Raw genomic sequence first — 26,761 nt, 5'->3', positions numbered from 1 at the left:
ATCCCCTATCCCTGCCCTTCGTGCCCTGCAGCCTCGCGATTTTTCCGTGAATTGACCCTGGCTGCCGGTGAACGAACCTAACGCACCAATGCGCGCAGACGCTTTCCTCCATCGCGACTGGTGGTCACCGTATCCCGGTTCACGAGGTGGAGTTGCAGGCGCCCGTTGCCCGCAGGCTCGGTCCGCTCGATCGCGCCGAGCCGGACGAGATGGGAGCGGTGGACGCGAAGGAGTTCAGGCGAAAGCGTATCTTCGAAGTGGTCCAGCGACCGTGTGGACATGTAGCGCGCGCTTCGCGTCACGATCTCCGCATAGTCGCCTGCGCCGGATATCCTGACGATCTCGTCGGGCGATATGCGGATCATCTCGTTGCCATGCCGCAGGAGGAGGTGCTCGGGCTCGACATCGGGCCGGGAGCCCGGCGGCGGCGATGCGATCGATCGCGCATCGCGTTCCGCTCTCCACGCGCGATACAGAATCAGCATCGCATACATCATGGCCCCGTAATGGAGCTGCCAGACCATCGTGTTCTCGGTGAAGGCCCGGGCGACCACGCCGTCCCGCAACCAGCCGCTGCCGAGTGCGAATCCGGCGAGGACGAGGGCGTACCAGCCGAAGGTGAACAGGATCGCCAGAATCACGTGTACACCCGCGCGAGCCGCCGGGGCCCGCCGGGCGGGTGCAATCGCGTCGAGTATCGCCGAGGCGATCGCGAAGCAGGCAAAGAGCGCCGCGACATTGACGGCGGCGGAGTAGAGGTGACGGGCGTCGAAGCCCTCCGCGATCGTCATCGTGATCGCGTAGATCGCGAAAATTCCAAGCGCGCTCAGCGCGGGAAACGCGCGGGTGTCGATCATCCGACCGTGATAGCTAGGCGGAACGGTGAGGCAATGCACTGCGGTCCGCAAGTGCCGCGCCATCCCGAACGCTTGGGCATCAATTCAACGGAATTGGGCGCACCACATACATCAGCCACCCGACACGAACGGCGCGGCGATCTCTGCGGTGACGCGCTGCGGGCGCAGCGTCTTCGCATCGAGCATCGCCCAGCGGGTGAGCGCGCGGACGAGCACCTTGCCTGTATCGTCCACGAACTGCACCTCGCGGTCGAACTGCGCGCCGCGCGGCTGGCCCGAAACGCGGGTGCTGCCGTGCGCGACCTCGCCTTCGCGGATATTGCCGCGATAGTCGATCTCGTGCCGGGTCACGACCCAGATATAGGCCTCGCGGTGTTTATCGGGCGCGACCGCGTGCCAGTGCGACACCGCGATGTCCTGAATCCAGCGGACCCATTCCGCGTTGTTCACGTGGCCGAGCTCGTCGATATGCTCCGCGCCCGCGGTGTAGTCGCGCTCGAAGGCCCAGCTCTCGCTCACGCCAGCCCCCTCACGCTGCCTCCAGCCTGGCGTCCGGATCGACGCCGATGCTGCGCAGGTCCGCCTCGGCCTGCGCGGTGGTGGTGAAGACGAAGCTTTCCATCCCCACCGCCTTGGCGCCGTCGACGTTCTTTTGCAGATCGTCGAAGAACACGCATTCCTCTGGCACCAGGCCGTAGGTCTGCGTCAGCCAGGTATACATGCGCGGATCGGGCTTGAGCGTGGAGTGATCGGCGGAAACGCATGCGCCGTCGAACAGCGGCCAGAAATCGTAGCGACCGCGCAGGTAGGCGACGATTTCGTGCACATTGTCGGTGATCGCGTAGATGCCGTAGCCGCTCGCCTTGAGGCGGCGCATCAGCGGGGGCGTTTCCTCGATCAGGTGGAGGCTTTCGAACAGCGCGGAGACCAGCCGGTCGCAGGTTTTCCGGTCGAAGCCGTGGCGCTCGCCGAACATGCGCTGCGTCTCGGTCAGGCTCATCGCGCCGCGATTGAGCGCGCGGAAGATTTCGCCGCCGAACAGGTCGCTGCTGGTGATCCCGTCGGGCAGGTCCTTGCCGAAGGCGAGCTCGACGATGGCCTCCGGCTCCCACCGGACGATGACGTTACCGACATCGAAGACGACGTTCCTGATGGTCATTCTGAGTCGGCTCCTTCGGTCGCGCCGGCACTGTCCACCACGCCCATCTGCGTCAGGATGAAGGCGAATTCCTCCGCCGTCTCGTACAGCGAGGCGAAGCGGCCGGACTTGCCGCCGTGGCCTGCGCCCATGTTGGTCTTGAGCAGCAGCGCGTTGGTATCGGTCTTGGTCGCGCGCAGCTTGGCGACCCACTTGGCCGGCTCCCAGTAGGTGACGCGCGGATCGTTGAGGCCCGCGGTGACCAGCAGCGGCGGATATTCCTGCGCCACGACCTGGTCGTAAGGCGAGTAGCTGAGCATGTAGGCGAAGGCCTGCTTGCTCTTGATGGGATCGCCCCATTCGGGCCACTCGCCCGGCGTCAGCGGCAGGTCCTTGTCGAGCATGGTGTTGAGCACGTCGACGAAGGGCACGTGCGCGGCCACGGCACCCCACAGGTCAGGATCGGTGTTGACCACCACGCCCATCAGCTCGCCCCCGGCGCTGCCGCCGCTGGCGCTGATCTTGCCCTTTTCGGTATAGCCCGCGTCGATCAGGCCCTTGGCGACATCGACGAAATCCTCGAACGTGTTGGTCCGTTCATTCAGCTTGCCCTGCAGATACCAGCGGCGGCCCAGATCGTCCCCGCCGCGGATATGCGCGATGGCGTAGGCCATGCCGCGATCGACCAGGCTCAGGCGACTGGTCGAAAAGCCCGGCGGCACCGCATAACCATAGGCGCCATAGGCATAGAGGTGCAGCGGGCCGGCGCCTGCCGGGCGATCCTTGCGCATCACCACGCTGACCGGCACCTGCGTGCCGTCGCGCGCGGTGATCGTCAGCCGCTCCGTCTTGTACTGGGTCGCGTCGTAGCCGCTCGGAATCTCCTGCTGCTTCAGGAGTTCGAGCGCGCCGGTCTTCACGTCGTAATCATAGACCGAACCGGGCGTGACCATGCTCTGGTACGACAGGCGCAGCTTCTGCATGTCGTATTCGGGGTTGTTCGACAGGCCCGCGACGAAGCTCGCCTCGGGGAAGGCGATCGGAGTGACGTCGCCCGCATCGTCGTAGGCGCGCAGCTGCACCTGATCGAGCCCGGCGAGCCGCCCTTCGGTCACGTAGAAGTCCTTGAACAGCTCGAAATCGGTCAGGTAGAAATCGTCCGAGCCTTCGATCAGCGTGGTCCACTCGCCCGGATTGGCAAGCGGCGCGGTCGCGAGGCGGAAATTGATGTGATTATCGTTGGTGTGGATGAACAGCGTGTCGTCGCGCACATCGACGTCGTATTCGACGCCCTTCTGCCGCGCCTTGACCAGCATCTGCTCGGCGGTGGGATTGTCGGCGGGGACCAGCCAGACTTCGCTCGTCTCGTTGTCGCCGGTGCCGATCACCAGCCAGTCTTCCTGCGCGGAAAGGCCCGCGCCGACGCGGAAACCCTCGTCCTTCTCGCGGAAGATCTCGACGTCCTCGGACACGTCGGTGCCCAGCTTGTGCAGGCGGACATTGTCGACCCGCCAGTTCTCGTTCGCCTTGCCGTAGGCGAGCATGGTGTCGTTCGCGAGCCAGGTGAGGCCGGAGAGCGTTTCGGGGATCACGTCGTCGAGCAGCTCGCCGGTTTCGAGATCCTTGACCCGCGCGGTGAAGCGTTCGGACCCGTTGTCGTCGGCGGAATAGGCGAGGTAGCGGCCGTTCTTGCTGATCGAGAAGGAGCCGAGACGGAAGTAGTCCTTGCCCTGCGCCAACTGGTTCTCGTCGAGAAGCAGCTGCGGCTCACCGCCCGCAACCGGTCGGCGATAGTGCAGGCGGTATTCCTTGCCCTCTTCGAATTCGGACCAGTAGAGCCAGTCGCCATCCTTCTGCGGGACCGTGGAATCGTCTTCCTTGATGCGGCCCTTCATCTCTTCGAACAGCGTGTCGACCAGCGCCTGGTGGGGGGCCATCTGCGCCTCGAACCACGCATTTTCCTGGTTCAGGTAAGCGAGCACATCCTCGTCATCGACCTTCGGATAGGACGGGTCCTTCAGCCAGTGATAGGGATCGGTGAGGGTGATCCCGTGATGCGTGTAGGTATGTTCGCGCGTCTCGGCGACGGGGGGAGAAGTAGGCGCTGGTTGGCTCACGCTGGTTTCGGCTCCGTTGGATTGGGCCGCTGCAAGGCCGGGCGCACAGAGCGCGGTCACGGCGAATGCGGCGGTAAATAGCTTGGTCATGCGATCGGTCCCCCCTCTAGGGCTAAGCCACCCGGCTTTGAAAGCCTTGCTTTGGCGGGGTATGACCCCAGATCGAGACAGATAGCCAGACTCAAAAAACGACAGGATCGACCAAATGCTGATGCAGACCCATGAAGCCCGCCTTTCCGCCCTGCGCGAGGAATTGAAGAAGCGCGGGCTCGACGGGTTCTGCGTCCCCATCGCCGATGCGCATATGAGCGAATATGTCGGCGAGGACGCGCAGCGGCTGCGCTGGCTGACCGGTTTCGGCGGCTCTGCGGGCAGCGCGGCGGTGTTGCAGGACAAGGCTGCGATCTTCGTCGACGGGCGCTACACCGTGCAGGTGCGCGACCAGGTGGAGGAACGCCTGTTCGAATATCGCTCCGTCCCCAAGGACAATCCGGCGAACTGGCTCGCCGCGAATGCCAGTGAGGGCGCGCAGATCGGCTACGACGCATGGCTCGCGACGCCCGGCTGGGTCCGCACGACGCAGAAGGCGCTCGACAAGGTCGGCGCCAAGCTCGTGCCGGTCGAAGGCAATCCGATCGACGCCGTGTGGGCCGACCAGCCCGCGCAGAGCGATGCGCCCGCGCGCGTCCATTCGGACGAGCATGCAGGTGCCAACGCGCAGGAAAAGCGCGCGGCCATCGCCGACTGGCTGACCGAGGAAAAGCTCGACGCGGTTGTGCTCAGCGCGCTCGATTCGGTCGGCTGGGCGTTCAACATCCGCGGCGGCGACATTGCCCACACCCCCGTCGCCATGGCCTTCGCGCTGGTGCAGCAGGACGGCACGGCGCAGCTCTTCATCGACGAGGACAAGGTCGGTGCCGATCTCAAGCAGCACCTCGGCAATGCGGTCAGCATCCGCCCTCGCGGCGAGTTCGAAGGCGCGCTGGGCCAGATCGGCGGCAAGCGGATCGCGCTCGACCCCGAATATGGCGTGGCGGGAATCGCGCAGGCGCTCGAAGCGTGCGGCGCGAGCGTGGTCGAGGTGCGCGACCCCACGATCCTCCCGCGCGCGATCAAGAACCAGGCCGAGATTGCGGGCCACCGCGACGCGCAGGCGCGCGACGGTGCCGCGCTCGCGCGCTTCCTCGCCTGGATCGAGGCCGAAGCCCCCTCGGGCGAGATCGACGAGCTGACGGCGGCGGCCAAGCTGCTCGAATTCCGGCAGATGGACGGCGGGCTGAAGGACACCTCGTTCGATACGATTTCGGCGGCCGCGGGTCACGCCGCGCTGCCGCACTACAAGGTCGACGAGGACAGCAATATCGCGATCCCGCCGGGCAGCATCTTCCTGTGCGATTCGGGCGGCCAGTATATCGGCGAAACCGGCGCGGGCACGACCGATATCACCCGCACCGTGTGGGTCGGCAGCGCGGACGGCAAGGCCGCGCCCACGGCGGAGATGAAGGACCGCTTCACCCGCGTGCTCAAGGGCCATATCGCGATCGCCCAGGCGATCTTCCCCGAAGGGACCACCGGCGGCCAGCTCGACACGATGGCGCGCCAGTTCCTGTGGGCGGCGGGCTGCGACTATGCGCATGGCACCGGCCACGGCGTCGGCAGCGCGCTGGGCGTCCATGAGGGCCCGCAGCGGATCGCCAAGACCACCGGATCGCAGGGCGGCACGATGGAGCCGCTGGCGGGCGGCATGATCTGCTCGAACGAGCCCGGCTACTACAAGGCGGGCGAATTCGGCATCCGGATCGAGAACCTGATCCTGATCGAGGAACGCCATATCGACGGCGCCGACGACGGCACGTGGTTCGGGTTCGAGAACCTGACCTGGGTGCCGATCGACCGCACGCTGATCGAACCTTCGCTGCTGAGTCACGAGGAACGCGTGTGGGTCGACGAATACCACGCCCGCTGCCGCGAAATCCTCGCCCCGCAGCTCGACGGCCAGGCTGCCGACTGGCTGGAGCGGCATACGAAGCCGCTCTGAGGATGCTTGCCGGGCGTCGCTTGTTCACGTAATGTTCCAGTCCTGGTGAGGGTCGCGACTCGGAAGGATGAGACCATGATCGGATACGTAACGCTCGGCACGAACGACCTGCAGGGCAATGCGCCCTTCTACGATGCTCTTGCGAAGGAAATGGGCGTTGGCCGGATGATGGAGTTCGACAGCTTCATTGCTTGGGGCGAGCCCGGCGGCGCACCCGGCGTCGCGCTGACCAAGCCCTACGATGGCAACGCGGCGAGCGTGGGCAACGGGACGATGGTCGCGCTCGAAGCGAAAGACGCCGCGCAGGTCCACGGCCTGCACGAGATCGCGCTGGCGAATGGCGGGACCGACGAGGGCGCGCCCGGCCCGCGCGGCGAGGCGGACGAGAACGGGCTGGTCTTCTATGCCTCCTATTTCCGCGACCGCGACGGCAACAAGCTCAACGCCTTCTGCATGGCACCCGCGAGCGAAGGCGCCGATGGCTGAGCCGCGCCAGCTCTGCGAACATCCGATCCATCTCGGCTTGGGGGCCACTGCCGAAGCGCAGCCGCCCTTCACCGGGATGGACTGGTACGAGGATTACGGGCGGCGCAATGCGAGCGATGGTACCGAAGGTCGGCTGGTCTCGATGCACAGCTTCGCCGAGAGTTGGGACAGCTGGGAAATGCACCCCAGCGGGCACGAAGTGGTGGTGTGCACCGCCGGCGAGATCGTGCTGATCCAAGAGCATTCCGATGGCCGGACCGAGCGGGTTACGCTCGGCCCCGGCGACTATGCGATCAATGCGCCAGGCGTGTGGCACACCGCCGATGTGAAGGCCGCGGCGACCGCGCTGTTCATCACTGCGGGCGGGGGCACGCAGCATCGCCCGCGCAGCTAGCCTTGCGAGAATCCGAGGGCGCGATCTGACAGGCCGATGAACGGTGCGCCGATCCTGCGACAAGGCGTTACAATTCACCTCGGGTTCGGCAAACCCGTGCGACAAAGCAGGTCTATAACGGGTTTCACGAGCTGCGGAGCGGGTTTCGATCTTCCCCCAATCCCCCTCCCGTTCCGCAGCTCTCCAACCGCCCCCAGGAGAACCCCCGCCATGAAAACTCTCGTCCTTGCTCTCACCGGCGCATCGCTGCTGGCCGGAACTGCCGCCCTCGCCCAGCCCGGCGAACGCAACCCCGGCCCCATGACCCGCGCCGAAATCTCTGCAAAATCTGCCGAGCGGTTCGCCCGCATGGACCTGAACAGCGACGGCGTGCTCGACCTCGCCGATCGCGAGCTGCGCCGCGAACAGCGGATCGCGCGGATCGATACCGACGGCAACAACGCGATCAGCGCGGCCGAACGCGAAGCCGCCGACGAAGCGCGGCAGGCACGCCGTGCCGAACGTCGCGTGGCCCGCGGCGAAGATGCGAATGCTCGCAGCGAAAAGCGCGGGCGCGGCATGCGCGGCATGCGGATGGGCCGTCGCGGCGGCCATCGCGGCATGGGCATGATGGCCCGCGCCGACGGCAATGGCGACGGCCGGATCACGCAGGCCGAGTTCGCGGCGCATGCCCTCGCCCGTTTCGACCGCGCCGATGCGAACAGCGACGGCACCGTGACCGCCGAGGAACGCAAGGCCGCGCGCGACGCCATGCGTGCCGAGCGCCGGGAACGCATGCAGCAGAGGCGCACCGAGCGCGCCGGACAGTAACCGCCGCTACCGTGGCCGATACGCCCACCCCACCGGCCGTCACCGTCCTCCTCGTCGATGACGAGCGCGCCCTTCGCGAACCCCTGGTCGATTATCTCGTCGGCCAGGGGTTCGTCGTGCTCGAGGCGGAAAGCGCCGCCGCCGCGCGCTCCATCCTGCGCGAGAAAAGCGCCGACATCGCGCTGGTCGACATCATGATGCCGGGCGAAGACGGGCTCTCGTTCACCCGCCACCTGATCGAAGCGCAGAACATGCCGACCATCCTGCTCACCGCGATGGGCGAGGCAACCGACCGGATCGTCGGGCTGGAAATCGGCGCGGACGACTATGTCACCAAGCCGTTCGAGCCGCGCGAGCTGGTGGCGCGCATCCGCTCGGTCCTCCGCCGCGCGGGCCGCCACGCGGACACCGCCGAGAACGAGGACGCGCATTACCTGTTCGAAGGCTGGCGGCTCGATCCGCTCAAGCAGCGGCTGACCGATCCCGACGGCACGGTCCACCCGATCTCGACCGCCGAATTCCGCATGCTGCGCGCCTTCCTCGATCACCCGCGCGCCGTGCTCGATCGCGACCGGCTGCTCGACATGGTGCAAGGGCGCGAGGCGCATCTGTTCGACCGCGCGGTCGACAACCAGGTGAGCCGCCTGCGCCGCAAGATCGAGGAAGACAGCCGCAATCCGCATTTCATCCAGACCGTGCGCGGCGGCGGATACCGCTTCGCCGCCGACGTCACCCGCGCATCCTCCGCATGATACCCCGCGCAATGCCGAAGAGCCTTCTCGGCCAGAGCCTGCTCGCCATCGCGATCACGCTGCTGATCGGCCAGGCCGTGTCCGCCTTCCTGCTCTACCGGTCGGTGGAGGAAAGGCGCGACTTCGCGACTGCCAACGCGGCGGCCTTCGTTCTCATGCGCACTGCCGAAACCGGGCCCGAGGGGCGCGAGGCGCGCCGCGCGCTGCGCCGCGAGATGCGCGAGGAGGCACGCGGGCGGGGGTTCGAATTCGGGCGCATCGGCGAGGGCCGCGGGGCGCGCCTGCCCCGCCGCATGGCCGGCATCGTCGCCTCGGAGTCTCCCCTGCGGCCCGGTGAGGAACGCGACCGCGGGATTGAAGAACGCCTGCGCTCCATTCTCGAGCGGCAGGGCATCGGGGTCGAGGAACTGGTGGTCGCAGTCCGCCCGCTCGCCGAGGATCCGGTGCTGGCCGAAGTGATCCGCGCCCGCCCGGGCCTGGGCGCACGCCTGATGGACGAACGGCAGGAGCTGCTGGTGGCGGGCCTGCGCCGGACCGGGGAAGACGAATGGATCGTCGCGCGCGCGGCGCGTATCCCGATGGAAGCCGGCGCGCTGCAGCTGATCGCGATCCAGACCGTGCTGCTGTTCCTCGTTCTGCTGGGGGCCACCTACCTGGTGCTGCGCCGGATCACGCGCCCGCTCGCCCGCCTGACCGGCCGGGTGGAGACCTTCGCGACCACGCAGACCGCGGGCGAACCGCTCCCGCCCGAGGGCCCGGCGGATGTCAGCCGCCTGATCGTGGCGCACAACCTGCTGGAGGCGCGGATCGCGGCGCTGCTGGACGAGAAGGACGTGATGCTCGGCGCGATCGGGCACGATCTCAAGACCCCGCTCGCCGCGCTGCGGGTGCGGATCGAGAGCGTGCCCGACGAGACCCAGCGCGCGCGGATGGCCGAAGTGATCGAGGACCTACGCCGATCGCTCGACGACATTCTCTCGCTCGCGCGGATCGGCCGGGCGAAGGAACCGCCCGAAGCGACCCAGCTTGCCGCGCTGGTCGAGGCGGTCGTCGAGGAGTTCGAGGATATGGGGCGACCGGTGACGATCGCCGGGACCCAGCGGGTGGTCGCCCCGGTGCAGGTCACCTGGATGCGCCGCGTCCTTCGCAACCTGATCGAGAACGCGCTGCGCTATGGCGGCACGGCGATGGTCTCGGTCGCGCGCGAGGGCGATGTCGCGGTGATCGCGGTCGAGGACGAGGGGCCGGGCATCGCGCCCGGGAAGGTCGCCGCCATGCTCGAACCCTTCCAGCGCGGCGAGGCCAGCCGCAATCGCGAAACGGGCGGCGCGGGCCTCGGCCTCACCATTACCCGCGCGATCATGCGCGAACATCGCGGCGATCTGGTACTCACCAACCGGCCCGAAGGCGGGTTGCGCGCCGAGATGCGGTTTCCTTTGCGAGGGTAGTGCTTCGACGTCTTTCGACCGGCGGATATAAACCACTCCGCTCGTCCTGAGCCTGTCGAAGGGTGAATGCGCAAGAGCGTCCCTACCCGCACTTCGACAAGCTCAGCACGAACGGGGACGAGATCGATCGCGGCGCGTCGCGTTGCCGGGATCCGGCCCCAGCCACCCTAACGCATCAGCCCGCCGACGAGATTGCGCACGAAACTGCCGACGACCGGCCCTGCAAGATCGGTGGCGATCGAACCGGCTGCCGAGGTGACACCCGAGGCCACCGGGTTGGCGCGCGATCGCTTGCCCAGCACCTTGCGCGCCGCCATCCCCGCGGCGGAGCCCGCGGCGACCTTGCTGCCGCGCGATATCGCCTTGCCCCAGATGCTGGTGCTCTTGCGCGCACGCTTGGCGACCTCCGCCTCGCCCTTCTCCTCGACCTCCTGCGCAGTCTCGGCCGCGTCGGCGATCTTCTGCGCGATCGCCTCGGCTGCGCTCTCGCGATCGACCGCGTGATCGTACTTGCCCGCCAGCGGGCTGGCGCCGAGGATCACCGCGCGTTCGCCCGGCGACAGCGGGCCGAGGCGGCTTTGCGCCGGCCTGATCAGCGTGCGCTCGACCACCGAGGGCGCGCCGTCCTCGTCCAGCGTGGAGACCAGCGCCTCGCCCACCTTGAGCTGCGTGATCGCCTCGGCCACGTCGAGATCGGAATTGGTGCGATAGGTCTGCGCCGCCGCCTTGATCGCGCGCGCATCCTTGGGCGTGAAGGCCCGCAGCGCATGCTGGATGCGGTTGCCGATCTGGCCCGCGATCTCCTCGGGAATGTCGACCGGGTTCTGCGTCACGAAAAACACGCCCACGCCCTTCGACCGGATCAGGCGCACCACCGTCTCGATCGTGTCCTGGAACGCCTTGGGCGTATCGTCGAACAGCAGGTGCGCCTCGTCGAAGAAGAACACCAGCTTCGGCTTGTCCGGGTCGCCGACTTCGGGGAGCGTTTCGAACAATTCGCCGAGCAGCCAGAACAGGTAGGTCGCGTAGAGCTTGGGGCTGCGCATCAGTGTGTCGGCGGCGAGGATGTTGATGAACCCTCGCCCCTTCGCATCCACGCGGAACAGGTCGTCCACCTCCAGCGCAGGCTCGCCGAAGAAGCGGTCCGCCCCCTCGCTCTCGAAGGTCAGCAGCGCGCGCTGGATCGCGCCGATGGAAGCCTTGGTGATCCGGCCATATTCGCCCGAGACGGTGCCCGTATTGTCCGCCGCGAAGGCGAGCATGCTGCGCAGGTCCGCGAAATCGAGCAGCAGCAGGCCGTTCTCGTCGGCATAGCGGAAGACGATCTGCAGCACGCCTTCCTGCGTCTCGTTGAGGTCGAGCAGCCGCGCGAGCAGCAGCGGGCCCATTTCGGACACGGTCGTGCGCACCGGGTGGCCCTGCTTGCCGAACAGGTCCCAGAAGACGACCGGAAAATCGGCATAGGCAAAATCGTCCATGCCCAGCGCCTTCGCCCGGCCTTCGATCTTGTCGGCATGCTTGAAGGTGGAGGAACCCGGAACCGCGAGACCGGCGAGATCGCCCTTCACATCGGCGAGGAAGACGGGGACCCCGGCGGCGGAGAAGCTTTCGGCGAGGCCCTGCAGCGTCACGGTCTTGCCCGTACCCGTCGCCCCGGCGATCAGCCCGTGGCGATTGGCGCGGCTCAGCAGCAGTTCCTGCGCCTCGCCCGCTTCGTTGCGACCCAGAAATAACGCGCTCACCGCCGAACCCTCCCTTGCCAGTCGCCAGATGGTCTGCGCGAGCGTGCGGCGGAGCGTCAAGGTGGTTCCAATTCGCTGCCCTTTCGATAGAGCGGGAATGCGATGGCGACAGCGGCTCCCTTCATCCTGCTCGACGATGCGCGCCCCGCCCAACATGGCGGCGCGACGGGTGGCGCGCGCCTGTTCGAGGACCCTTTGAAGGTCTTCCGCGCGCTGCGGCCGGACGAGGTCGAGGACGTGCTGGCGCAGGCCGAGGCCGCGCAGGCCGAAAGCGGCGGCGTGCTGGCGGGCTATCTCGCCTACGAGGCGGGCCTCGCGCTCGAACCCAAGCTGCGCCCGCTCGCCGATGGCCGCACCGGCGCGGCGGGCCCGCTCGTGTGGCTCGGGCTGTTCGAATCGGAGCGTGCGATCCCTGCGGGCGAGGTCGATGCCTGGCTGGCGGAGCGCGCGCCCGGCACGGCGAGCCTCGGGCCGCTGGAGCCTGCGATCACGATCGGCGAGTGGCAGGCGCGCTTTGCGCAGTTGCAGGAGGCGATCGCGGCAGGCGACCTCTACCAGGCCAATCTCACGCTGCCACTGACGGGCGCGTGCCGCGGCGACCCGCTGGCGCTCTACCGCGAGTTGCGCAAGGCGTCCGATGCGGGGCACGGCGGCGTGGTGTGGGACGGCAGCCATGCGCTCGTCAGCCTCTCGCCCGAACTGTTCTTCGAAGCCGCCGACGGCCGCCTCACCGCGCGCCCGATGAAGGGCACCCGCCCGCGCCATGCCGACCCGGCGGAGGACCGCAAGGCGGCGCAGGAGCTGGCGGAATCGGAGAAAGATCGCGCCGAGAACCTGATGATCGTCGACCTGATGCGCAACGATCTGTCGCGCGTCGCGAAAGCCGGGTCGGTGCGGGTGGAAGAGCCTTTCGCCGTCCAGTCCTTCCCCACGGTCCACCAGATGGTGAGCACGGTGCGCGCCGACCTGCGCGACGATGCGGGCCTGCGCGATATCGTGACGGCGCTGTTCCCCTGCGGCTCCATCACCGGCGCGCCCAAGATCCGCGCGATGGAGCTGATCGACCGGCTCGAGCGTGACGCGCGCGGAGCCTATTGTGGCGCGATCGGGGCCTATGGCGCCGACGGCACGGCCAGCTTCAACGTCGCGATCCGGACCTTGCGCATCACCCCGACCGAGAATGGCCACGGCACCGCCGTGCTGGGTGTCGGCGCGGGGATCGTGGCCGACAGCGAACCGCTGGCCGAATGGCGCGAGGCACAGATCAAGGCGGGCTTTGCGCGGGCGAGCGGGCCGGAATGCCGCGCCCCCGCCTTCGACCTGATCGAGACCATGCGCTTCGACCCCGAAGAGGGCATCCCGCTGCTCGAAGGGCACCTCGCGCGCCTTTCCTCCAGCGCGCACGAACTGGGCTTTGCGTTCGACCGCCATGCCGCGCGCAACCAGATCCAGGCGCTGTGCTTCGAATTGTCCGACCCCGCGCGCGTGCGCCTGGTCTGCGCACGCTCGGGCACCACGGCGATCGAGGTCGCCCCGCTGCCCGCCACGCCCACGGCGCCGCTCGATTGCATCGCCCTGCCCCTGCCCGTCGCGCCCGGCGACTGGCGGCTGCGGCACAAGACGACCGATCGCGGCTTCTACGCCGACGCTCTCGCCGCCGCGCACGAGCTGGACGCGCACGAGGCGCTGCTGGTGCGCGACGACGGGCTGGTGACCGAAGGCAGCTGGACGAGCGTGTTCGTGGAGCGTGACGGCACGCTGGTCACGCCGCCGCTCGCGCTCGGCCTGCTGCCCGGCGTGCTGCGCGATTCGCTGATTGCCGAAGGCCGCGCGGTCGAAGGCCAAGTCACGCTGGGCGATCTGGAAAACGGTTTCTGGATCGGAAACGCGCTGCGCGGATTGATGCAGGCACAACTGGTATGAACATTCCCATCCTCTACGAAGACGGCGAAGCGCTGGTGATCGACAAGCCTGCCGGCCTGCCGATCGACCGCCCGCGCCGGGGCGGCGAGTGCCTCGAGGACCATCTCGAACAGCTCAAGCTCGGCTTCCAGCGTCCGCCCAGCGCGGTCCACCGGCTCGACACAGACACCAGCGGCTGCCTGCTGCTCGCCCGCAATCCCAAGGCGCACAAGCGCTTCGCCGCCGCGTTCGAGGCGCAGGCGGTGACCAAGGTCTACCACGGCGTGCTGGCGGGCATTCCCGCCGAGCAGGAGGGGCGGGTCGAACTGTCGCTCGCCAAGATCAGCAGCGCCGAGAAAGGCTGGCGGATGATCCCCGCGAAGAAGGGCAAGCCCTCGCTCACCGACTGGAAGGTGATCGCCACGCAGGGCGGGTACACGCTCGTCGAATTCCATCCCGCGACCGGGCGCACGCACCAGATTCGTGTCCATGCCGCCAGCGGGATCGGCCACGCGCTGCTCGGCGACCCGGTCTACGGCAGCAAGGCGGGCGCACCGCGCACCATGCTGCATGCCAGCGCCATCACCGTCGCGCGCGAGGGCAAGACCGATATTGCCGCGACCAGCCCGCTTCCGGCCGATTTCGCCGCGCTGGGATTTAGCGAATCGTGATCGGACCGCGATGATCGACGACGTCATCGCACGCGCACACACTCTGGCGGAGGAGCGGTTCGTGGCAGGCTCGGGCCCCGGCGGGCAGAATGCCAACAAGGTCGCCACCGAAGTCCAGCTGCGGGTCAATGCCTACAAGCTGCGCCTCTCCCCCTTCGCCTTCCGCCGGCTGGGCGAGGTTGCGGGCAGCCGCCTGACCGACAGCGGCGACATCCTGATCGTGGCGCGCGAGCACCGCACGCAGGACGCGAATCGGGGGCTGGCGCGCGAGAAGCTGGAGGAATTGCTGCGCGAGGCGCACCGCCGGCCCAAGACGCGCGCGAAGACCCGGCTCAACCGCGTGGGCAAGGCAAAGCGCCTCAAGTCCAAGAAAGCGCGCGGCGATATCAAGGCCAAGCGTTCCAAGCCCACGCGCCAGGATTGGTAGGCGGCCGGCAGCGCCACTCGCAGCTTGACTTTTCACGCCCTCGCCGCCAATAGCGCGTGCAATCGGGCGGTGCCGCGTGCGCCGCCTATTGTTTTTTTACCCGATGCACATCGCGAAGCCCCGTCGGGGCGAAGCACCGATGGCCGGGCCCTTGAACTGGCAGGATTGAGTTATGGCGAAGCCCGCAACCGTCAAGATCAAGCTCGTGTCGACTGCGGACACCGGCTTCTACTACGTGACCAAGAAGAATCCTCGGAACATCACCGAGAAGATGACCTTCCGCAAATACGACCCCGTCGTGCGCAAGCACGTCGAGTTCAAGGAAGCCAAGATCAAGTAAGGTCGGCTTTTAAAAGCTTGCGGCGCGGAACCGGCGCCGCTCACGCGCGGTTCACTCCGAGACCTGTACGGAGGCCGTCATGACGACCATGAAAGATATGCTTCGCCGCCCGCTCGCCGGGCTTGCCACTCTTGCGATGCTGGGTGCAGCGCCGGTTGCGACCGTCGCCCTGCCCACGGCTGCGGTGGCCCAGTCCGACAAGCTGGACAATGCGGTGAGCGCACTGCGCGGCATCTCCACGATGCGCGCCAATTTCACCCAGACCGACCGCGCCGGGCAGACCGTGAGCGGGGTGATGACGCTCAAGCGTCCGGGCAAGATCCGCTTCGAATACGCCAAGGGCGTGCCGCTGCTGGTCGTGTCCAACGGCAAGTCGCTCACCATGATCGACTACGAGGTCAACCAGGTGCAGCGCTGGCCGATCGGCAATTCGCCGCTGGGCGCGCTGCTCGATCCCAATCGCGACGTGAAGAAATACGGGAAGCTGGTCAGCACCGGCAACCCGGACGTCCTGTCGGTCGAGGTGCGCGATCCGAACAAGCCAGAATACGGCACCATCACGCTGATCTTCGTGCGCAATGCGAACGCGCCGGCAGGCTGGCAACTGACCAACTGGGTCGCGCTCGATGCGCAGAACAACCGGACGACGGTGCGGCTGTCGAACCACCGCTACGGCCTCTCTGTCAGCGACTCGAGCTTTACCTACAAGGATCCGCGTCGCGCATCCCGTCGGCCCCAGTAAACCGTTCGTCGAGTGATGCCCGAGATGTGCGGTCGAATGCCGGCTACGTTCATTGGCAGGCAAGGCGACCCACCCTATTCTCGATCACACAAGGCCTGAAGAACCAGCGGGTTTCCCCCCTGTTGCCCCGCGGTTCCCCTTCATACCACAGGCCTTGTCGCAAGCGTGACGAACGCTCGTAAGGAACCCCCGTGCCAATGCCCCCGGCACGGGGGTTTTCCTTTGTTATCGGCCCTAGGCGCCGACGCGATCCGCAGGCGGACCGGTCTGGCGCCATCCAGGGCAGTGCCCCGCAGCGGTGATGCGCGCTAGCGCATTCACCGCGAGCGGAAAGGACTCACTCCTCCCAGCCGAAGGCGGCGCGCATGATGTCGTAGACCACGTTCTGCTCGATCGTGCCGCGCACGCGCTGCGCGCCCGGCCCCGTTCCGAACAGCGCGACATCCTCGCCCCCATGAGTTTCTGATCCCGACGGTATCAGCGCCTGCTGGCGCGCGCTTGCCCCGGTTTCGGGCACCGGGCGTTCGCCCTGTACCGCGCCGGGCCCGTTGGCATAGCCGAGCGTGGTGTAGGGCTTGCCGTCGGCCGCCAGCGAGGGGCCCTCGGTGCCGCCCGGATGGTCCTCGTCGCCGCTGGCGGGCGGATAGACCAGCCCGAGGATCGGATTGCCGCGCTGCGGATAGCCCGCGATCGTGAAGACATGGCTGTGATCTGCGGTGACGAGGATCAGCGTTTCCTCCGGATCGGTGTTCTCGACCGCGTACTGGATGGCGCGCGCGAACTCGATCGTCTCTTCCAGCGCGTAGCCTGCCTGCCCGGCGTGGTGCCCGTGGTCGATCCGCCCGCTTTCCACCATCAGGTAGAACCCCTCGGGATCGTCGGCTAGCCGGCGAATCGATTCGGCGGTCATCTCGGTCAGCGTCGGCTCTTTCGTGTCCTCCTCGCGGTCCAGCTCGTAGGTCATGTGGCTGCCGGAAAAGAGCCCGAGCACCGGCCGATCGAGCGGTGCACGCCGCATGGCGGCCGTATCGGTCACGAAGCTCCCGCCCGTGCGCGCCGCCCATTGCGCCGGGAGGTCGGCATCGGCGTTGAGCCGCGCCCCGCCCTTCGCTTCGCCGAAGAAGGCGCGCGAGCCGCCGCCGAGTGCGAGGTCGAAGGGGAATTCGACCAGCTGCTGCGCGATGTCGTTGCAGCCGAGGCCGCGCTGGCTTTCGGGAATGTCCGAATCGGCCTCCCAGTTGCGGTCCGGGCTGTTGGCATAGACGGCGGCGGGGGTGGCATGCGTGATCCGCGCGGTGCTGACGATGCCGATCGCCTTGCCACGCTCGTGCGCCTCCTGCGCGATCGGCTGCATCAGGTGGCCCTGCGCGCCGGCGCAATCGCCCCGCGGGGCGTCCGGGTCGGTGTTGATGACGCCGATGCGCGTCTTCCTGCCCGTGTTGAGGGCGGACGCCGTGCCCGCACTGTCGGGCACCTGCGCATCGGTGTTGTAGGTCTTGACCAGCGCGACATTGTCGAACTCTTCGAAGCTCAGCCGGTATTCCTCGCCCGCAAGGCCCTGCTGCTGTCCGGCGAGGATCCGCGCGGCGGTGATGGTCGAGATGCCCATGCCGTCGCCGACGAACAGGATCACGTTCTTCGCGGTGCCCGCTTGCGGCGCGGCGGCAGATCGTGCGGCATCTTCCGGCCCGTAATAGTTGGTCGTGCTCGTGCAGGCACCCAGCGGCAGGGCGGCGATTGCGGCAAGCGTTACGGCGCGGCGCTTCGCAAGGGTGGCGGTAAATCGGATCATGAAGGCTTTCCTCCCGGACTGCGGATCTAGGCGATCCCATGCCTTTGGCGGCCGTGTAAGACAATCTCGCGAATGGCGTGTGGACACAGCCAGTCGCGCCCGTCTTGCGGGGTGCGGACGCGCGGGATAGGGCCGGGGCATGGTCTCTGTCACTACCTGGAACATCAATTCGGTCCGCCTGCGCATGCCGCTGGTTGAGCAATTCCTCACCGCCCACGCACCCGACGTGCTGTGCCTGCAGGAAATCAAATGCGTCGAGGAAGCCTTCCCCGCCAAGGCTTTCCGAGAGCTCGGCTACGAGCATATCGCGATCCACGGGCAGAAGGGCTATCACGGTGTCGCCACCGTCAGCCGCCTGCCGTTCGAGGAAATCTCCCGCTACGACTGGCAGGATAATGGCGAGGCGCGACACGTCGGCGTGCGTCTGACCGACCCTGCGCATCAGGGCATGGTGATCGAGAACGTCTACGTCCCCGCGGGCGGCGACGTGCCCGACCGCAACGTGAATCCGAAATTCGGCCAGAAGCTCGATTTCCTCGAGCGGATGGCGCAGTGGGCGGACAAGGTGGACCAACCGACGCTGATCGTGGGCGATTTCAACATCGCCCCGCTCGAAAGCGACGTCTGGAGCCACAAGCAGCTGCTGAAAGTGGTGAGCCATACGCCGATCGAGGTGGAGGCGCTGCAGCGCTTCATGGACGCGCACGGCTGGACCGATATCGGGCGCGAGCATGTGCCCGCGCCTCAGCGCTATTACAGCTGGTGGAGCTATCGCAATCCCAACTGGCAGACCAACGACAAGGGGCGCCGGCTCGACCACATGTGGGCCAGCCCCGAGCTCGCGAAGCAGGCGACCGGGCACACCATTCTCGAAGAAGCGCGCAACTGGGAGCGTCCGTCGGACCATGTCCCGCTGACCACGGAGTTTGCACTCTGAACGGGTCCGCGCCCGGCAACCCGCGCGCGCTGGCCCAGGCGATCGACGCGCTGCGGCACGGCTGGCCGATCCGGGTCGACGCGGGCGACGGCGGGCCCATGCTGACCCCGGTCGAAACGGTCGCCGTGCCCGATATCCGCAGCGATGCGATGCTGATTTCGGCGGCCCGCGCACAGACGCTCAAGCTCGCCAACCAGCGCGCCGCCGCGCTGCCCCATGCGCCGGTCCTGATCGAGGGTGGGGAGCCCTTCGCGCTCGATCTGGCGCGCGCCGTCGCCGATCCCGCACTCGACATGGCGAATCCGATGAAGGGCCCGTTCCGCGCGCTCGCGCTGCCCGATGGCGCATGGCCCGCGACCGCGCTCGAGATCGCCCGGCAGGCGGGCATTCTGCCGGCCTTCCTCGTCGACGCCGTGCCCGAGGAGGAACCCGTGCAAGTCGCCACGCGCGATCTCGAGGCCTTTGCCGCACCCGAATCCTTGCGCATCGCGGCGCGCACGCGCCTGCCGATCTCGGTCGCCGAGCAGGCCGACATAGCTATCTTCCGCTCCCCTGCGGACCTGCGCGAACATGCCGCGATCACCATCGGGCGGCAGAGCGCCGACCGGGTTCCGCTCGTGCGGATTCATTCCGAATGCCTCACCGGCGACGTCTTCGGCAGCCTCAAGTGCGACTGCGGCCCGCAGCTCGATCACGCGCTCGCCGCATCCGCCCGCGAGGCCGAGCATGGCGGCTATGGGATCGTGCTCTACCTGCGGCAGGAAGGGCGCGGGATCGGGCTGGTCAACAAGCTGCGCGCCTACCAGTTGCAGGAGCAGGGGTACGACACGGTCGAAGCGAACCAGCGGCTCGGCCTGCCCGACGAATCGCGCGACTTTCCCATTGCGGGACGGATGCTTTCCCTACTGGGGATTTCACGTATCCGGCTGCTGACGAACAATCCGGCGAAGCTTACCGCGCTCGAAGGGCAAGGTATCGAAATCGTCGAAAGGGTCCCCTTGGATACGGGCACAAATCCGCACAACGCACGCTATCTGGCAACCAAGCGCGACCGGTCCGGTCATCTGCTGTAATGCGCAAGCTGACAATTCGCGATGAAGTGGAAGGCGATGCACCCGCCATCCACGCACTGACCCGCGCCGCCTTTGCAAATGACGGATATTCGTCCGGCAACGAACACGACATCGTCGATTCGCTGCGCGCCGACGGCGATCTGGTGCTGTCGCTGGTGGCGACCAATCTAGACGAGGCGATCGTCGGCCATATCGCCATTTCGCCGATCACGATCTCGGATGGCTCGGCGGGATGGTTCGCGGGAGGCCCCGTGTCGGTGATGCCCACGCGGCAACGCACGGGCATCGGCTCGCAGCTCGTCGAAGAAAGTCTGGTGCGGCTTGAGGCGCGCGGCGCGCGCGGCCTCGTGCTGCTCGGCGACCCCGGGTACTACACGCGCTTCGGGTTCAGTGCCGACCCCGAGCTCGTCCTGCCCGGAGCGCTGCCCGGATATTTCCAGGTCCGGATGATCGGCTCGGGTCCGCGCCCGAAAGGCGAAGTCTCCTACGCGCCGGGTTTCAGCGCCAGGCCGGTGGCCTAGCGGCGCTCGAACGGCTGGAGGCCGCCCGCAAGCCGGTTGTCGGTGATCCGCAGGCTCGCGCCGGTCCAGTCGGCCACGAAGGTGGAGTTGCGCGACACCGAGGGCACGAAACGCGCGTCGTTGCCCGCGATCGTCAGGCCGTCGGAGCTGTGGAGCTGGTCTTCGGCACCCACCGCGATGAAGGCCGAGTAGTTTTCCTTGTCCTGCCCCTGCACGAACCAGTTGTTGGTGATCTGCCCGCGCGCTCCGGCAGGCAGGTCGATCATGTAATTGGTCCCCCGTCCGGCCGAATCGTCGAAACTGGAGGCTGCGATTTCGACCATCGCGGCGCGCGATTTGACGTAGTGCCCGCCGGTGCCCTGCTCGAACCGGCTGCGGGTCACGCGGAAATGGCCGATATCGCCGGTATAGATCGAGTGCGCGCACCCGCCCGAATATTCGCAGGTGCCGAGCCGCGTGAAGGTGGAGCGGTCGACCACCAGTCGCAGCATCGAATCGTTCGCCGTGAGAATGCCCTGCTGGCTGTCGCGGAACCACGAATTGGCGATCGTGACCTTGCCCGCCTCGTGGCGAATGCCCGCGCCGTTGCCATCGTCGACGGCGATCCGGCTGAAGATGAGGCCCGAGATGCTGGCCTCGTCGCCGCGCAGCACGAGGGCGGCCTTGCCCTCGCAGGCGGTGCCGGTGAATTCGACTTCGCCCGGCTCGGTCGCGAGAAAGGCGATGCGCCCCGCCTCCTGCACCGCGCACTGGCGATAAGTGCCCGGCTGAATGGCGATGCTGCCCTCGCTCGATCCGATCGCGTCGACCGCCGACTGGAGCGTCGCGTAGCCGCGATTGGTCTCCACCACGACGAAGGGCGCGGACGCCGGCTGCGCCATCAGCGCCGCGACCGGCATCGACGCCACCGCGGCGGCCGCGATCAGCCCGCCGATAATCATCGAGGGACGGCCAAGCGACGGGCGCTTGGCAATATGGGCGGGGATCTGTTCGCGAGCTTGGGCCATGCGCATTACGCTTAGAGGCGAGTGGTTAACAAGCAGCTAAGCATGGCCCGCAAAGCTCCCCGCTCCGGCCCGCTCGCTTCGCATTTCCCTTTGCTCCGCGGCCCCGCTCTGCTTAGCTTGGCACAGCGCGAACAGGTGCTACGCCGCATCGCGCGAGACATTTCCAATGGAGGATGGGCAGATGAAATTCATGATTCGCATGGGGCTGGTCGGCGCAAGCGCTCTCGCGCTTTCGGCCTGCGGCGATTCCGACGATGCCAGCGACGAAGTGGTCGCCGAGGATGTCGAGATCGTTGCCGACGAAGCGCTGGAAGACGTGACCGACGAACCGCTCGAGGACGACACCGTCGATACTGCGGCCCCGCCGCCCCCGCCGGTCGAAACCCAGACCGCCGAAGATCGGGCCGAGGAAGTGCGTCGCTCGGTCGAGGACGATGCCGCCGCGGCCGAAGCTGCCGCCGCCGACATCATGGCCGAGATCGAAGGCTCGCAAGAAGAGAACTGAGGCTCCCGCCGGGCGGAGCATGCGGCTTCGTCCGGCGTCCCCAGCCTATCTGGCGAACACGCGAACGCTAAAGGATCACAATGTCGGGAATGGATGCAGACACTTTCGAGCAGTTTCACGAGCAGTTGCAGCGCTATGTGCGCGAACGGCTGATTCCGGCCGAGAAGGATGTGATCGCGAACGACAAGATCCCTGCCGACATCGTCGATGAAATGAAGGACATGGGCCTGTTCGGCCTGACCGTGCCCGAGGAATATGGCGGCGCGGGACTCAGCGTGACGCAATATGCGCAGACAGTGAAGACGATGGCCTATGCCGCGCCCGCCTTCCGCTCGATCTTCTCGATCAATGTCGGCATGTTCAATTCGGCGATCAAGAACGGCGGCACGGACGCGCAGAAGGCCGAGTGGTGGCCGCGCATCGCCAGCGGCGAAATCGCGTGCTTCGGCCTGACCGAGCCGGGCAGCGGATCGGACAGCGCGGCAATGCAGACGACCGCCAAGCGCGATCCCGACGGCAATGGCTGGATCCTCAACGGCTCCAAGCGCTACATCACCAACGCACCCCATGCCGACGTCGCGCTGATCATGGCGCGGACCGAGAAGGAGGCGCTGCCCAAGAACGCGCATGTCAGCGCCTTCATCGTGCCGATGGACATCCCCGGCATGTCGACCGGCAGCGCCGATCACAAGATGGGCCAGGCGGGCAGCCACGTGTCCGACGTCTATCTGGAGGACGTGCACGTGCCGGCCGACGCGCTGCTCGGCGGCGAGCCCGGCCAGGGCTTCCGCTTCGCGATGCAGAGCCTCGACAATGGCCGCATTTCCGTGGGCGCGGCAAGCACGGGCTACGCCAAGCGCGCGCTCGACAGCGCGCTGCGCTATGCCAACGAGCGCCAGGCCTTCGGCGAACCGATCGCCAATTTCCAGCTGATCCAGGCGATGCTGGCCGAAAGCTGGACCGAGATCTACGCGGCCGAGGCGATGATGGCGGACGTGACCGCGCGCGTCGACCGGGGCGAGAACACGATCAAGCACGCCGCCGCGTTCAAGGTCTTCGCCTCCGAAATGTGCGGCCGGGTGGTCGACAGGGTGGTGCAGATCTACGGCGGCGCGGGCTACCTGACCGAATACGACGCGGAGCGTTTCTTCCGCGATGCGCGGCTCTACCGCATCTACGAAGGGACCACGCAGATTCTGCAACTGCAGGTCGCCAAGCACATGCTGCGCGAATTCGCCGCGGGAGCATCGGCATGAGTGCGCTGCGCCGCGCCGCCATCGTCTCGCCCCTGCGCACGCCGGTGGGGCGCTTCCTCGGTACCCTGACCCCGCTCGAAGCAGGCGACCTTGCCGCGCAGATCATCAAGGCGCTGGTGGCGCGCAGCGGCGTCGATCCCTCGCGGGTCGACGATGTCGTGCTCGCGCAAGGCTATGGCAGCGGCGAGGCGCCCGCGATCGGGCGCTGGGCGTGGCTCGCTGCGGGCTTGCCGATCGAGGTCCCCGGCTTCCAGCTCGACCGGCGCTGCGGCTCGGGGCTGCAAGCCGTGATCGAAGCGGCGATGATGGTCCAGACCGGCGCGGCCGATTGCGTACTGGCGGGCGGCGTCGAATCGATGTCCAACGTGGAGCATTACACCACAAAGGCGCGCCACGGCGCGAAGATGGGCGATATTTCGCTGTACGACCGGCTGACGCGCGGCCGCCTGATGAGCCAGCCGATCGAGCGCTTCGGCGTGATCTCGGGCATGATCGAAACCGCCGAAAACCTCGCGAAGGATTACGACATCAGCCGCGAGGCGGCGGACGAATACGCCGTGTCCTCGCACCAGAAGGCCGCAGCCGCGTGGGATGCGGGCAAGTTCGATGCGCAGCTCGTGCCGGTCGAAGTGCCGCAGCGGCGCAAGGACCCGGTCACGTTCGACCGTGACGAGGGCTTCCGCCCCGACGCCTCGATGGAAAGCCTCGGCGCGCTGCGTGCCATCGAGAAGGACGGGATCGTCACCGCAGGCAATGCCAGCCAGCAGAACGATGCCGCCGCCGCGTGCCTCGTCGTCGCGGAAGACAAGCTGGAGGAGCTCGGCCTCGAGCCGATGCTGTGGTTCGACAGCTGGGCGGCCGCAGGCTGCGACCCGGCACGCATGGGCATCGGGCCCGTCCCCGCGACCGAGCGGCTCTTCGCGCGCAGCGGCAGAAGCTGGGACGATATCGACCTTATCGAGCTGAACGAGGCATTCGCACCGCAGGTCCTGTCGGTCCTGAAAGGCTGGGGCTGGAGCGAGGATGATTCGCGCCGCGACATCCTCAACGTCAACGGCTCGGGAATCTCGCTCGGCCACCCGATCGGCGCGACCGGCGTGCGTATCCTTGCCGACATGGCGCACGAGTTGCACCGGCGGCAGGGGCGCTACGCGCTCGAGACGATGTGCATCGGCGGCGGGCAGGGGCTCGCCGCGATCTTCGAATGCGCGGCCTGATGGCCGACTGGTCCGACTGGGTCGGGCGCGAGGCGCGCGCCGCCGACCGGCTCGACGAGGCGCTGGCCGCCCGCTGGCTCGCGACGCTCGACCGGTCGCCGCCGGAGACGCCCGCGATGCCGCAGGGTATCCACTTCTGCCTGTGCACCCCGCAGGCCCCCACCGCGATGCTGGGCGAGGATGGGCACCCGGCGCGCAGCGACGATCCCGCCAGCCTCTACCCGCCGATCGACCTGCCGCGCCGGATGTGGGCGGGCAGCGAGATCGAGTTTCTGACCCCGCTCGCGCTGGGCGACCGGATCGACAAGCTCAGCCGCGTGGTCTCGATCGAGGAGAAGGAGGGGCGCAGCGGCCGCCTCGCCTTCCTGAAGCTGGAACACGCGATCACCGCCAATGGCGAGCCCGCGATCCGCGAAGAGCAGACGCTGGTCTATCGCGAAGCCGCGCCGGCGGATGCGCCGCTGGTGCCGCCCGAAGTAACCGACAGCCGCTTCGATCCGACCGCGTGGGACCGGATAGAAACCATCGCGCCCACCGAAGCGCTGCTGTTCCGCTTCTCCGCGCTCACCTTCAACACGCATCGCATCCACTACGGCGCGCCCTATGCGCGCGAGGTCGAGCGCTATCGCGGCCCGGTGGTCCATGGCCCGCTGATCGCGACGCTTCTTCTGAAGCTGGCCGGCGATGTGCTCGGCGAGAACCGGGTTCGCCATTTCGGTTTCAGCGCCCGCTCGCCTGCAATCGTCGGCGACAAGCTGCATCTCGCGCTGCGGCACAGTGGTGACGCGCTGGAGCTGGCGGCGCTCGACGACGCAGGCACTGTACTGACACAGGCTCACGCGCGCGTAGACTAATAAAGTCGCGATCGGGGCGCGCCGGGATAAATTGTTTGTCAGCGTCCGAGATGTTATCTGCCCCGGCATGGAAGCAGTACTCAACCGCGACGACAAATTTGCCGACATCCCGGTCATGCCGGACGATGTCTTCACCGCGCCGCTCAAGCGCCCCTCGCATGTCGGCGAGGACTGGCTTGAGCCCAAGCAGACCGAGTACGACAGCGAAGACGACGCGATCTGGGACGACCTGTTCGCGCGCCAGATGGAGGTCCTCCCCGGGCGCGCGGCGACCGCGTTTCTCGAAGGGCTCGAACGGCTCGATCTGGGTGCGGGCGGCGTGCCCGATTTTAAGGTCCTGTCGGAAGATCTCGGCCAAATGACGGGGTGGAGCGTGGTGCCGGTGCCCATGCTGATCCCCGATCACATCTTCTTCTGGCACCTCGCCAACCGCCGCTTCCCGGCGGGCAATTTCATCCGCACGCGCGAAACCTTCGACTACATCCAGGAACCCGACGTCTTCCACGACGTGTTCGGCCACGTGCCGATGCTGACCAACCAGGTCTTCGCCGACTACATGCAGGAATATGGCCGCGCGGGCTGGCGGGCGATGAAGCACAACCGCCTCAAGGCGCTCGGCGCGCTGTACTGGTACACGGTCGAATTCGGGCTGATCATGGAAGGCGGCGACGATCTGCGCGCCTATGGCGCGGGCATTCTGTCAGGCCCGACCGAGGCGGTGTTCTCGGTCGAGGCGGAAAGCCCCAACCGCATCATGCTCAACGTCGACCGGGTGATGCGCACCGATTACGTCATCAGCGACCTGCAGCCGACCTACTTCGTGATCGAAAGCTTCGAGGATCTGTACCGCAAGACCGTGGAGCGGGATTTCGAGACGCTCTACCAGAAGCTGCCGCCTGCCTTCACCTACGCCAATTCGGCCGTCATCGACGTCGACAACGTGGTGAACGTCGGCACGCAGGAATACCTGCTGCGCGGCGGGCGGGGGAGCGGCGCGCAGCCGGTCTGACCCCTCCCTCCCTGCGGGGAGCGGACGCCCTTCGGACAAAAGAAAACCGGCCCCGAATCGCTTCGGGGCCGGTCTGATTCATCGCGAAGACGAAGCGCGATTACTCAGCTGCTTCTTCTTCCATGCCTTCTTCGGTCATGGTGTCTTCGGCCATCGCGTCGTCGGCCATCGCGTCTTCGGCCATGGCGTCTTCGGCCATCGCATCTTCAGCCATCGCGTCTTCGGCCATCGGCTCTTCGACCATGGTGTCTTCGGCCATGGTGTCTTCAGCCATCGTGTCTTCGGCTTCGGTGGTTTCGGTTTCGGCGCAAGCGGCGAGACCGAGGCCCAGCACGACGGTCGAAGCGAGCAGAGCGGTCTTGAAAGTGGTCTTCATGAGTCTTCCCCTAAATTGGTTGGGAGACTCGCTTAGCCATCTTTTCGCCACACGGATACCCTGCAATTGCCGTATTGTACGCGCGAAATGCGGATTTCAGCGACGCGCGATCGGATCCATAAGCGAAATCAGGGCGAGGACCGTGCATCCGGTCGCAAGCGACACCAGCAGCGCTCTCACGCCCAGCGTCTCGATCAGGGGAACTTCGCTTACCGCGGCGCCGGAAAGAACGGTTGCGGCCGCGCCCAGGCCAACCCGCAGCCACGCGGCACGGCTATTGTCGGCCCCGGTGATCAACGCGACCAGCCAGCCGAGCACTGCGCCGCTGCAAAGAAGAATGAGTAGTCCCA

At 67.2% G+C, this 26,761-nt stretch carries 28 protein-coding genes; 19 read left to right on the top strand and 9 right to left on the bottom strand.

Annotated elements, in window-relative coordinates:
• Nucleotides 1-77: 77 nt before the first annotated feature.
• The 4 genes from DL238_RS04385 to DL238_RS04370 form a co-directional block, all read right to left on the bottom strand.
• A complete protein-coding gene (locus DL238_RS04385; RefSeq protein ID WP_181883814.1) occupies nt 78-857 on the bottom strand; it encodes a LytR/AlgR family response regulator transcription factor in 780 nt (259 codons plus the stop codon).
• Nucleotides 858-968: 111 nt separating this feature from the next.
• Nucleotides 969-1,376: an acyl-CoA thioesterase gene (locus DL238_RS04380; protein ID WP_115491140.1), complete on the bottom strand. Its 408-nt coding sequence runs from the start codon at nt 1,374-1,376 to the stop codon at nt 969-971.
• 10 nt (nt 1,377-1,386) lie between these two features.
• On the bottom strand, nt 1,387-2,016 hold the full coding sequence (locus DL238_RS04375; RefSeq protein WP_115491139.1) for an HAD family hydrolase: 630 nt from the start codon (nt 2,014-2,016) through the stop codon (nt 1,387-1,389).
• Nucleotides 2,013-4,202 carry a S9 family peptidase gene (locus DL238_RS04370; protein ID WP_115491138.1) on the bottom strand — a complete coding sequence of 730 codons (2,190 nt, stop codon included), beginning with the start codon at nt 4,200-4,202 and terminating at the stop codon, nt 2,013-2,015. The genes DL238_RS04375 and DL238_RS04370 overlap by 4 nt, the downstream gene beginning before the upstream one ends.
• Before the next feature lie 115 nt (nt 4,203-4,317).
• Here DL238_RS04370 and DL238_RS04365 point away from each other — a divergent pair, with 115 nt between their 5' ends.
• The 6 genes from DL238_RS04365 to DL238_RS04340 all read left to right on the top strand — a co-directional run bounded on the left by DL238_RS04365 (nt 4,318) and on the right by DL238_RS04340 (nt 10,040).
• Nucleotides 4,318-6,150 carry an aminopeptidase P family protein gene (locus DL238_RS04365; RefSeq protein ID WP_115491137.1) on the top strand — a complete coding sequence of 611 codons (1,833 nt, stop codon included), beginning with the start codon at nt 4,318-4,320 and terminating at the stop codon, nt 6,148-6,150.
• A 75-nt stretch (nt 6,151-6,225) separates the two neighbouring features.
• Complete coding sequence (locus tag DL238_RS04360; protein WP_115491136.1) at nt 6,226-6,636, top strand: VOC family protein; 411 nt, start codon at nt 6,226-6,228, stop codon at nt 6,634-6,636.
• Entirely contained in the window at nt 6,629-7,030 is a 402-nt protein-coding gene (locus DL238_RS04355) for a cupin domain-containing protein (protein WP_115491135.1), read from the top strand. The genes DL238_RS04360 and DL238_RS04355 overlap by 8 nt, the downstream gene beginning before the upstream one ends.
• Before the next feature lie 210 nt (nt 7,031-7,240).
• Nucleotides 7,241-7,840, top strand: a complete 600-nt coding sequence (locus tag DL238_RS04350) for a hypothetical protein (RefSeq protein ID WP_115491134.1) — start codon at nt 7,241-7,243, stop codon at nt 7,838-7,840.
• Between the two features lie 11 nt (nt 7,841-7,851).
• On the top strand, nt 7,852-8,592 hold the full coding sequence (locus tag DL238_RS04345) for a response regulator (protein WP_115491133.1): 741 nt from the start codon (nt 7,852-7,854) through the stop codon (nt 8,590-8,592).
• Between the two features lie 11 nt (nt 8,593-8,603).
• Nucleotides 8,604-10,040: a sensor histidine kinase gene (locus DL238_RS04340; protein ID WP_234030961.1), complete on the top strand. Its 1,437-nt coding sequence runs from the start codon at nt 8,604-8,606 to the stop codon at nt 10,038-10,040.
• A gap of 167 nt (nt 10,041-10,207) precedes the next feature.
• On the opposite strand, the gene DL238_RS04335 is transcribed toward DL238_RS04340, so the two are convergent.
• Nucleotides 10,208-11,782, bottom strand: a complete 1,575-nt coding sequence (locus tag DL238_RS04335; RefSeq protein WP_115492766.1) for a helicase HerA-like domain-containing protein — start codon at nt 11,780-11,782, stop codon at nt 10,208-10,210.
• 102 nt (nt 11,783-11,884) lie between these two features.
• On the opposite strand from DL238_RS04335, the gene pabB reads away from it, so the two are divergent.
• From pabB to DL238_RS04310, 5 genes are all read left to right on the top strand, one after another.
• A complete protein-coding gene (gene pabB, locus DL238_RS04330; RefSeq protein WP_115491132.1) occupies nt 11,885-13,705 on the top strand; it encodes an aminodeoxychorismate synthase component I in 1,821 nt (606 codons plus the stop codon).
• Nucleotides 13,702-14,355 (top strand): RluA family pseudouridine synthase, encoded by a 654-nt coding sequence (locus tag DL238_RS04325; protein WP_115491131.1) that lies wholly within the window; start codon nt 13,702-13,704, stop codon nt 14,353-14,355. Before pabB ends, DL238_RS04325 begins: the two co-directional genes overlap by 4 nt.
• A 10-nt stretch (nt 14,356-14,365) precedes the next feature.
• The gene (gene arfB / locus DL238_RS04320; protein ID WP_115491130.1) at nt 14,366-14,782 is read left to right on the top strand and encodes an alternative ribosome rescue aminoacyl-tRNA hydrolase ArfB; all 417 of its coding nucleotides are present in this window, start codon (nt 14,366-14,368) and stop codon (nt 14,780-14,782) included.
• A 172-nt stretch (nt 14,783-14,954) separates the two neighbouring features.
• Complete coding sequence (rpmG, locus tag DL238_RS04315; RefSeq protein WP_010233410.1) at nt 14,955-15,122, top strand: 50S ribosomal protein L33; 168 nt, start codon at nt 14,955-14,957, stop codon at nt 15,120-15,122.
• Nucleotides 15,123-15,201: 79 nt separating this feature from the next.
• Nucleotides 15,202-15,864, top strand: a complete 663-nt coding sequence (locus DL238_RS04310; protein WP_115491129.1) for a LolA family protein — start codon at nt 15,202-15,204, stop codon at nt 15,862-15,864.
• A 337-nt stretch (nt 15,865-16,201) separates the two neighbouring features.
• Here DL238_RS04310 and DL238_RS04305 read toward each other — a convergent pair whose 3' ends face one another.
• Complete coding sequence (locus DL238_RS04305; protein WP_115491128.1) at nt 16,202-17,656, bottom strand: alkaline phosphatase; 1,455 nt, start codon at nt 17,654-17,656, stop codon at nt 16,202-16,204.
• Nucleotides 17,657-17,795: 139 nt separating this feature from the next.
• Between DL238_RS04305 and DL238_RS04300 the strand changes: the two genes are divergently transcribed.
• The 3 genes from DL238_RS04300 (at nt 17,796) to DL238_RS04290 (ending at nt 20,187) form a co-directional block, all read left to right on the top strand.
• Nucleotides 17,796-18,593 carry an exodeoxyribonuclease III gene (locus DL238_RS04300; protein ID WP_115491127.1) on the top strand — a complete coding sequence of 266 codons (798 nt, stop codon included), beginning with the start codon at nt 17,796-17,798 and terminating at the stop codon, nt 18,591-18,593.
• Between the two features lie 98 nt (nt 18,594-18,691).
• A complete protein-coding gene (gene ribA, locus DL238_RS04295; protein WP_234030960.1) occupies nt 18,692-19,666 on the top strand; it encodes a GTP cyclohydrolase II in 975 nt (324 codons plus the stop codon).
• Nucleotides 19,666-20,187, top strand: a complete 522-nt coding sequence (locus DL238_RS04290; RefSeq protein WP_115491126.1) for a GNAT family N-acetyltransferase — start codon at nt 19,666-19,668, stop codon at nt 20,185-20,187. The genes ribA and DL238_RS04290 overlap by 1 nt, the downstream gene beginning before the upstream one ends.
• Here DL238_RS04290 and DL238_RS04285 read toward each other — a convergent pair.
• On the bottom strand, nt 20,184-21,194 hold the full coding sequence (locus tag DL238_RS04285; protein ID WP_115492764.1) for a right-handed parallel beta-helix repeat-containing protein: 1,011 nt from the start codon (nt 21,192-21,194) through the stop codon (nt 20,184-20,186). The two genes, DL238_RS04290 and DL238_RS04285, sit on opposite strands and share 4 nt — an antisense overlap.
• A gap of 181 nt (nt 21,195-21,375) precedes the next feature.
• On the opposite strand from DL238_RS04285, the gene DL238_RS04280 reads away from it, so the two are divergent.
• The 5 genes from DL238_RS04280 (at nt 21,376) to phhA (ending at nt 26,035) form a co-directional block, all read left to right on the top strand.
• A complete protein-coding gene (locus DL238_RS04280) occupies nt 21,376-21,699 on the top strand; it encodes a hypothetical protein (protein ID WP_234030959.1) in 324 nt (107 codons plus the stop codon).
• Between the two features lie 89 nt (nt 21,700-21,788).
• On the top strand, nt 21,789-22,955 hold the full coding sequence (locus tag DL238_RS04275) for an acyl-CoA dehydrogenase family protein (protein WP_115491124.1): 1,167 nt from the start codon (nt 21,789-21,791) through the stop codon (nt 22,953-22,955).
• Nucleotides 22,952-24,172 carry an acetyl-CoA C-acetyltransferase gene (locus DL238_RS04270; protein WP_115491123.1) on the top strand — a complete coding sequence of 407 codons (1,221 nt, stop codon included), beginning with the start codon at nt 22,952-22,954 and terminating at the stop codon, nt 24,170-24,172. The genes DL238_RS04275 and DL238_RS04270 overlap by 4 nt, the downstream gene beginning before the upstream one ends.
• Nucleotides 24,172-25,026 (top strand): FAS1-like dehydratase domain-containing protein, encoded by an 855-nt coding sequence (locus DL238_RS04265; RefSeq protein WP_115492763.1) that lies wholly within the window; start codon nt 24,172-24,174, stop codon nt 25,024-25,026. Before DL238_RS04270 ends, DL238_RS04265 begins: the two co-directional genes overlap by 1 nt.
• 115 nt (nt 25,027-25,141) lie before the next feature.
• Nucleotides 25,142-26,035, top strand: coding sequence for a phenylalanine 4-monooxygenase (gene phhA, locus DL238_RS04260; RefSeq protein ID WP_115492762.1), 894 nt, complete (start codon nt 25,142-25,144; stop codon nt 26,033-26,035).
• Nucleotides 26,036-26,135: 100 nt separating this feature from the next.
• Here the strand turns inward: phhA and DL238_RS04255 are convergent, their stop codons facing one another.
• Together DL238_RS04255 and DL238_RS04250 are read right to left on the bottom strand one after the other, a co-directional pair.
• Entirely contained in the window at nt 26,136-26,411 is a 276-nt protein-coding gene (locus DL238_RS04255; RefSeq protein WP_115491122.1) for a pentapeptide MXKDX repeat protein, read from the bottom strand.
• Nucleotides 26,412-26,507: 96 nt separating this feature from the next.
• On the bottom strand, nt 26,508-26,729 hold the full coding sequence (locus tag DL238_RS04250; RefSeq protein WP_234030957.1) for a hypothetical protein: 222 nt from the start codon (nt 26,727-26,729) through the stop codon (nt 26,508-26,510).
• Between the last annotated feature and the right edge of the window lie 32 nt (nt 26,730-26,761).

The sequence above is a fragment of the Alteriqipengyuania lutimaris genome (genome assembly GCF_003363135.1).
In the GTDB taxonomy this organism is placed as follows: Bacteria; Pseudomonadota; Alphaproteobacteria; order Sphingomonadales; family Sphingomonadaceae; genus Alteriqipengyuania; species Alteriqipengyuania lutimaris.
Note: the sequence above shows the minus strand (reverse complement) of the source record. Positions and strands in the feature narration are given on the sequence as shown.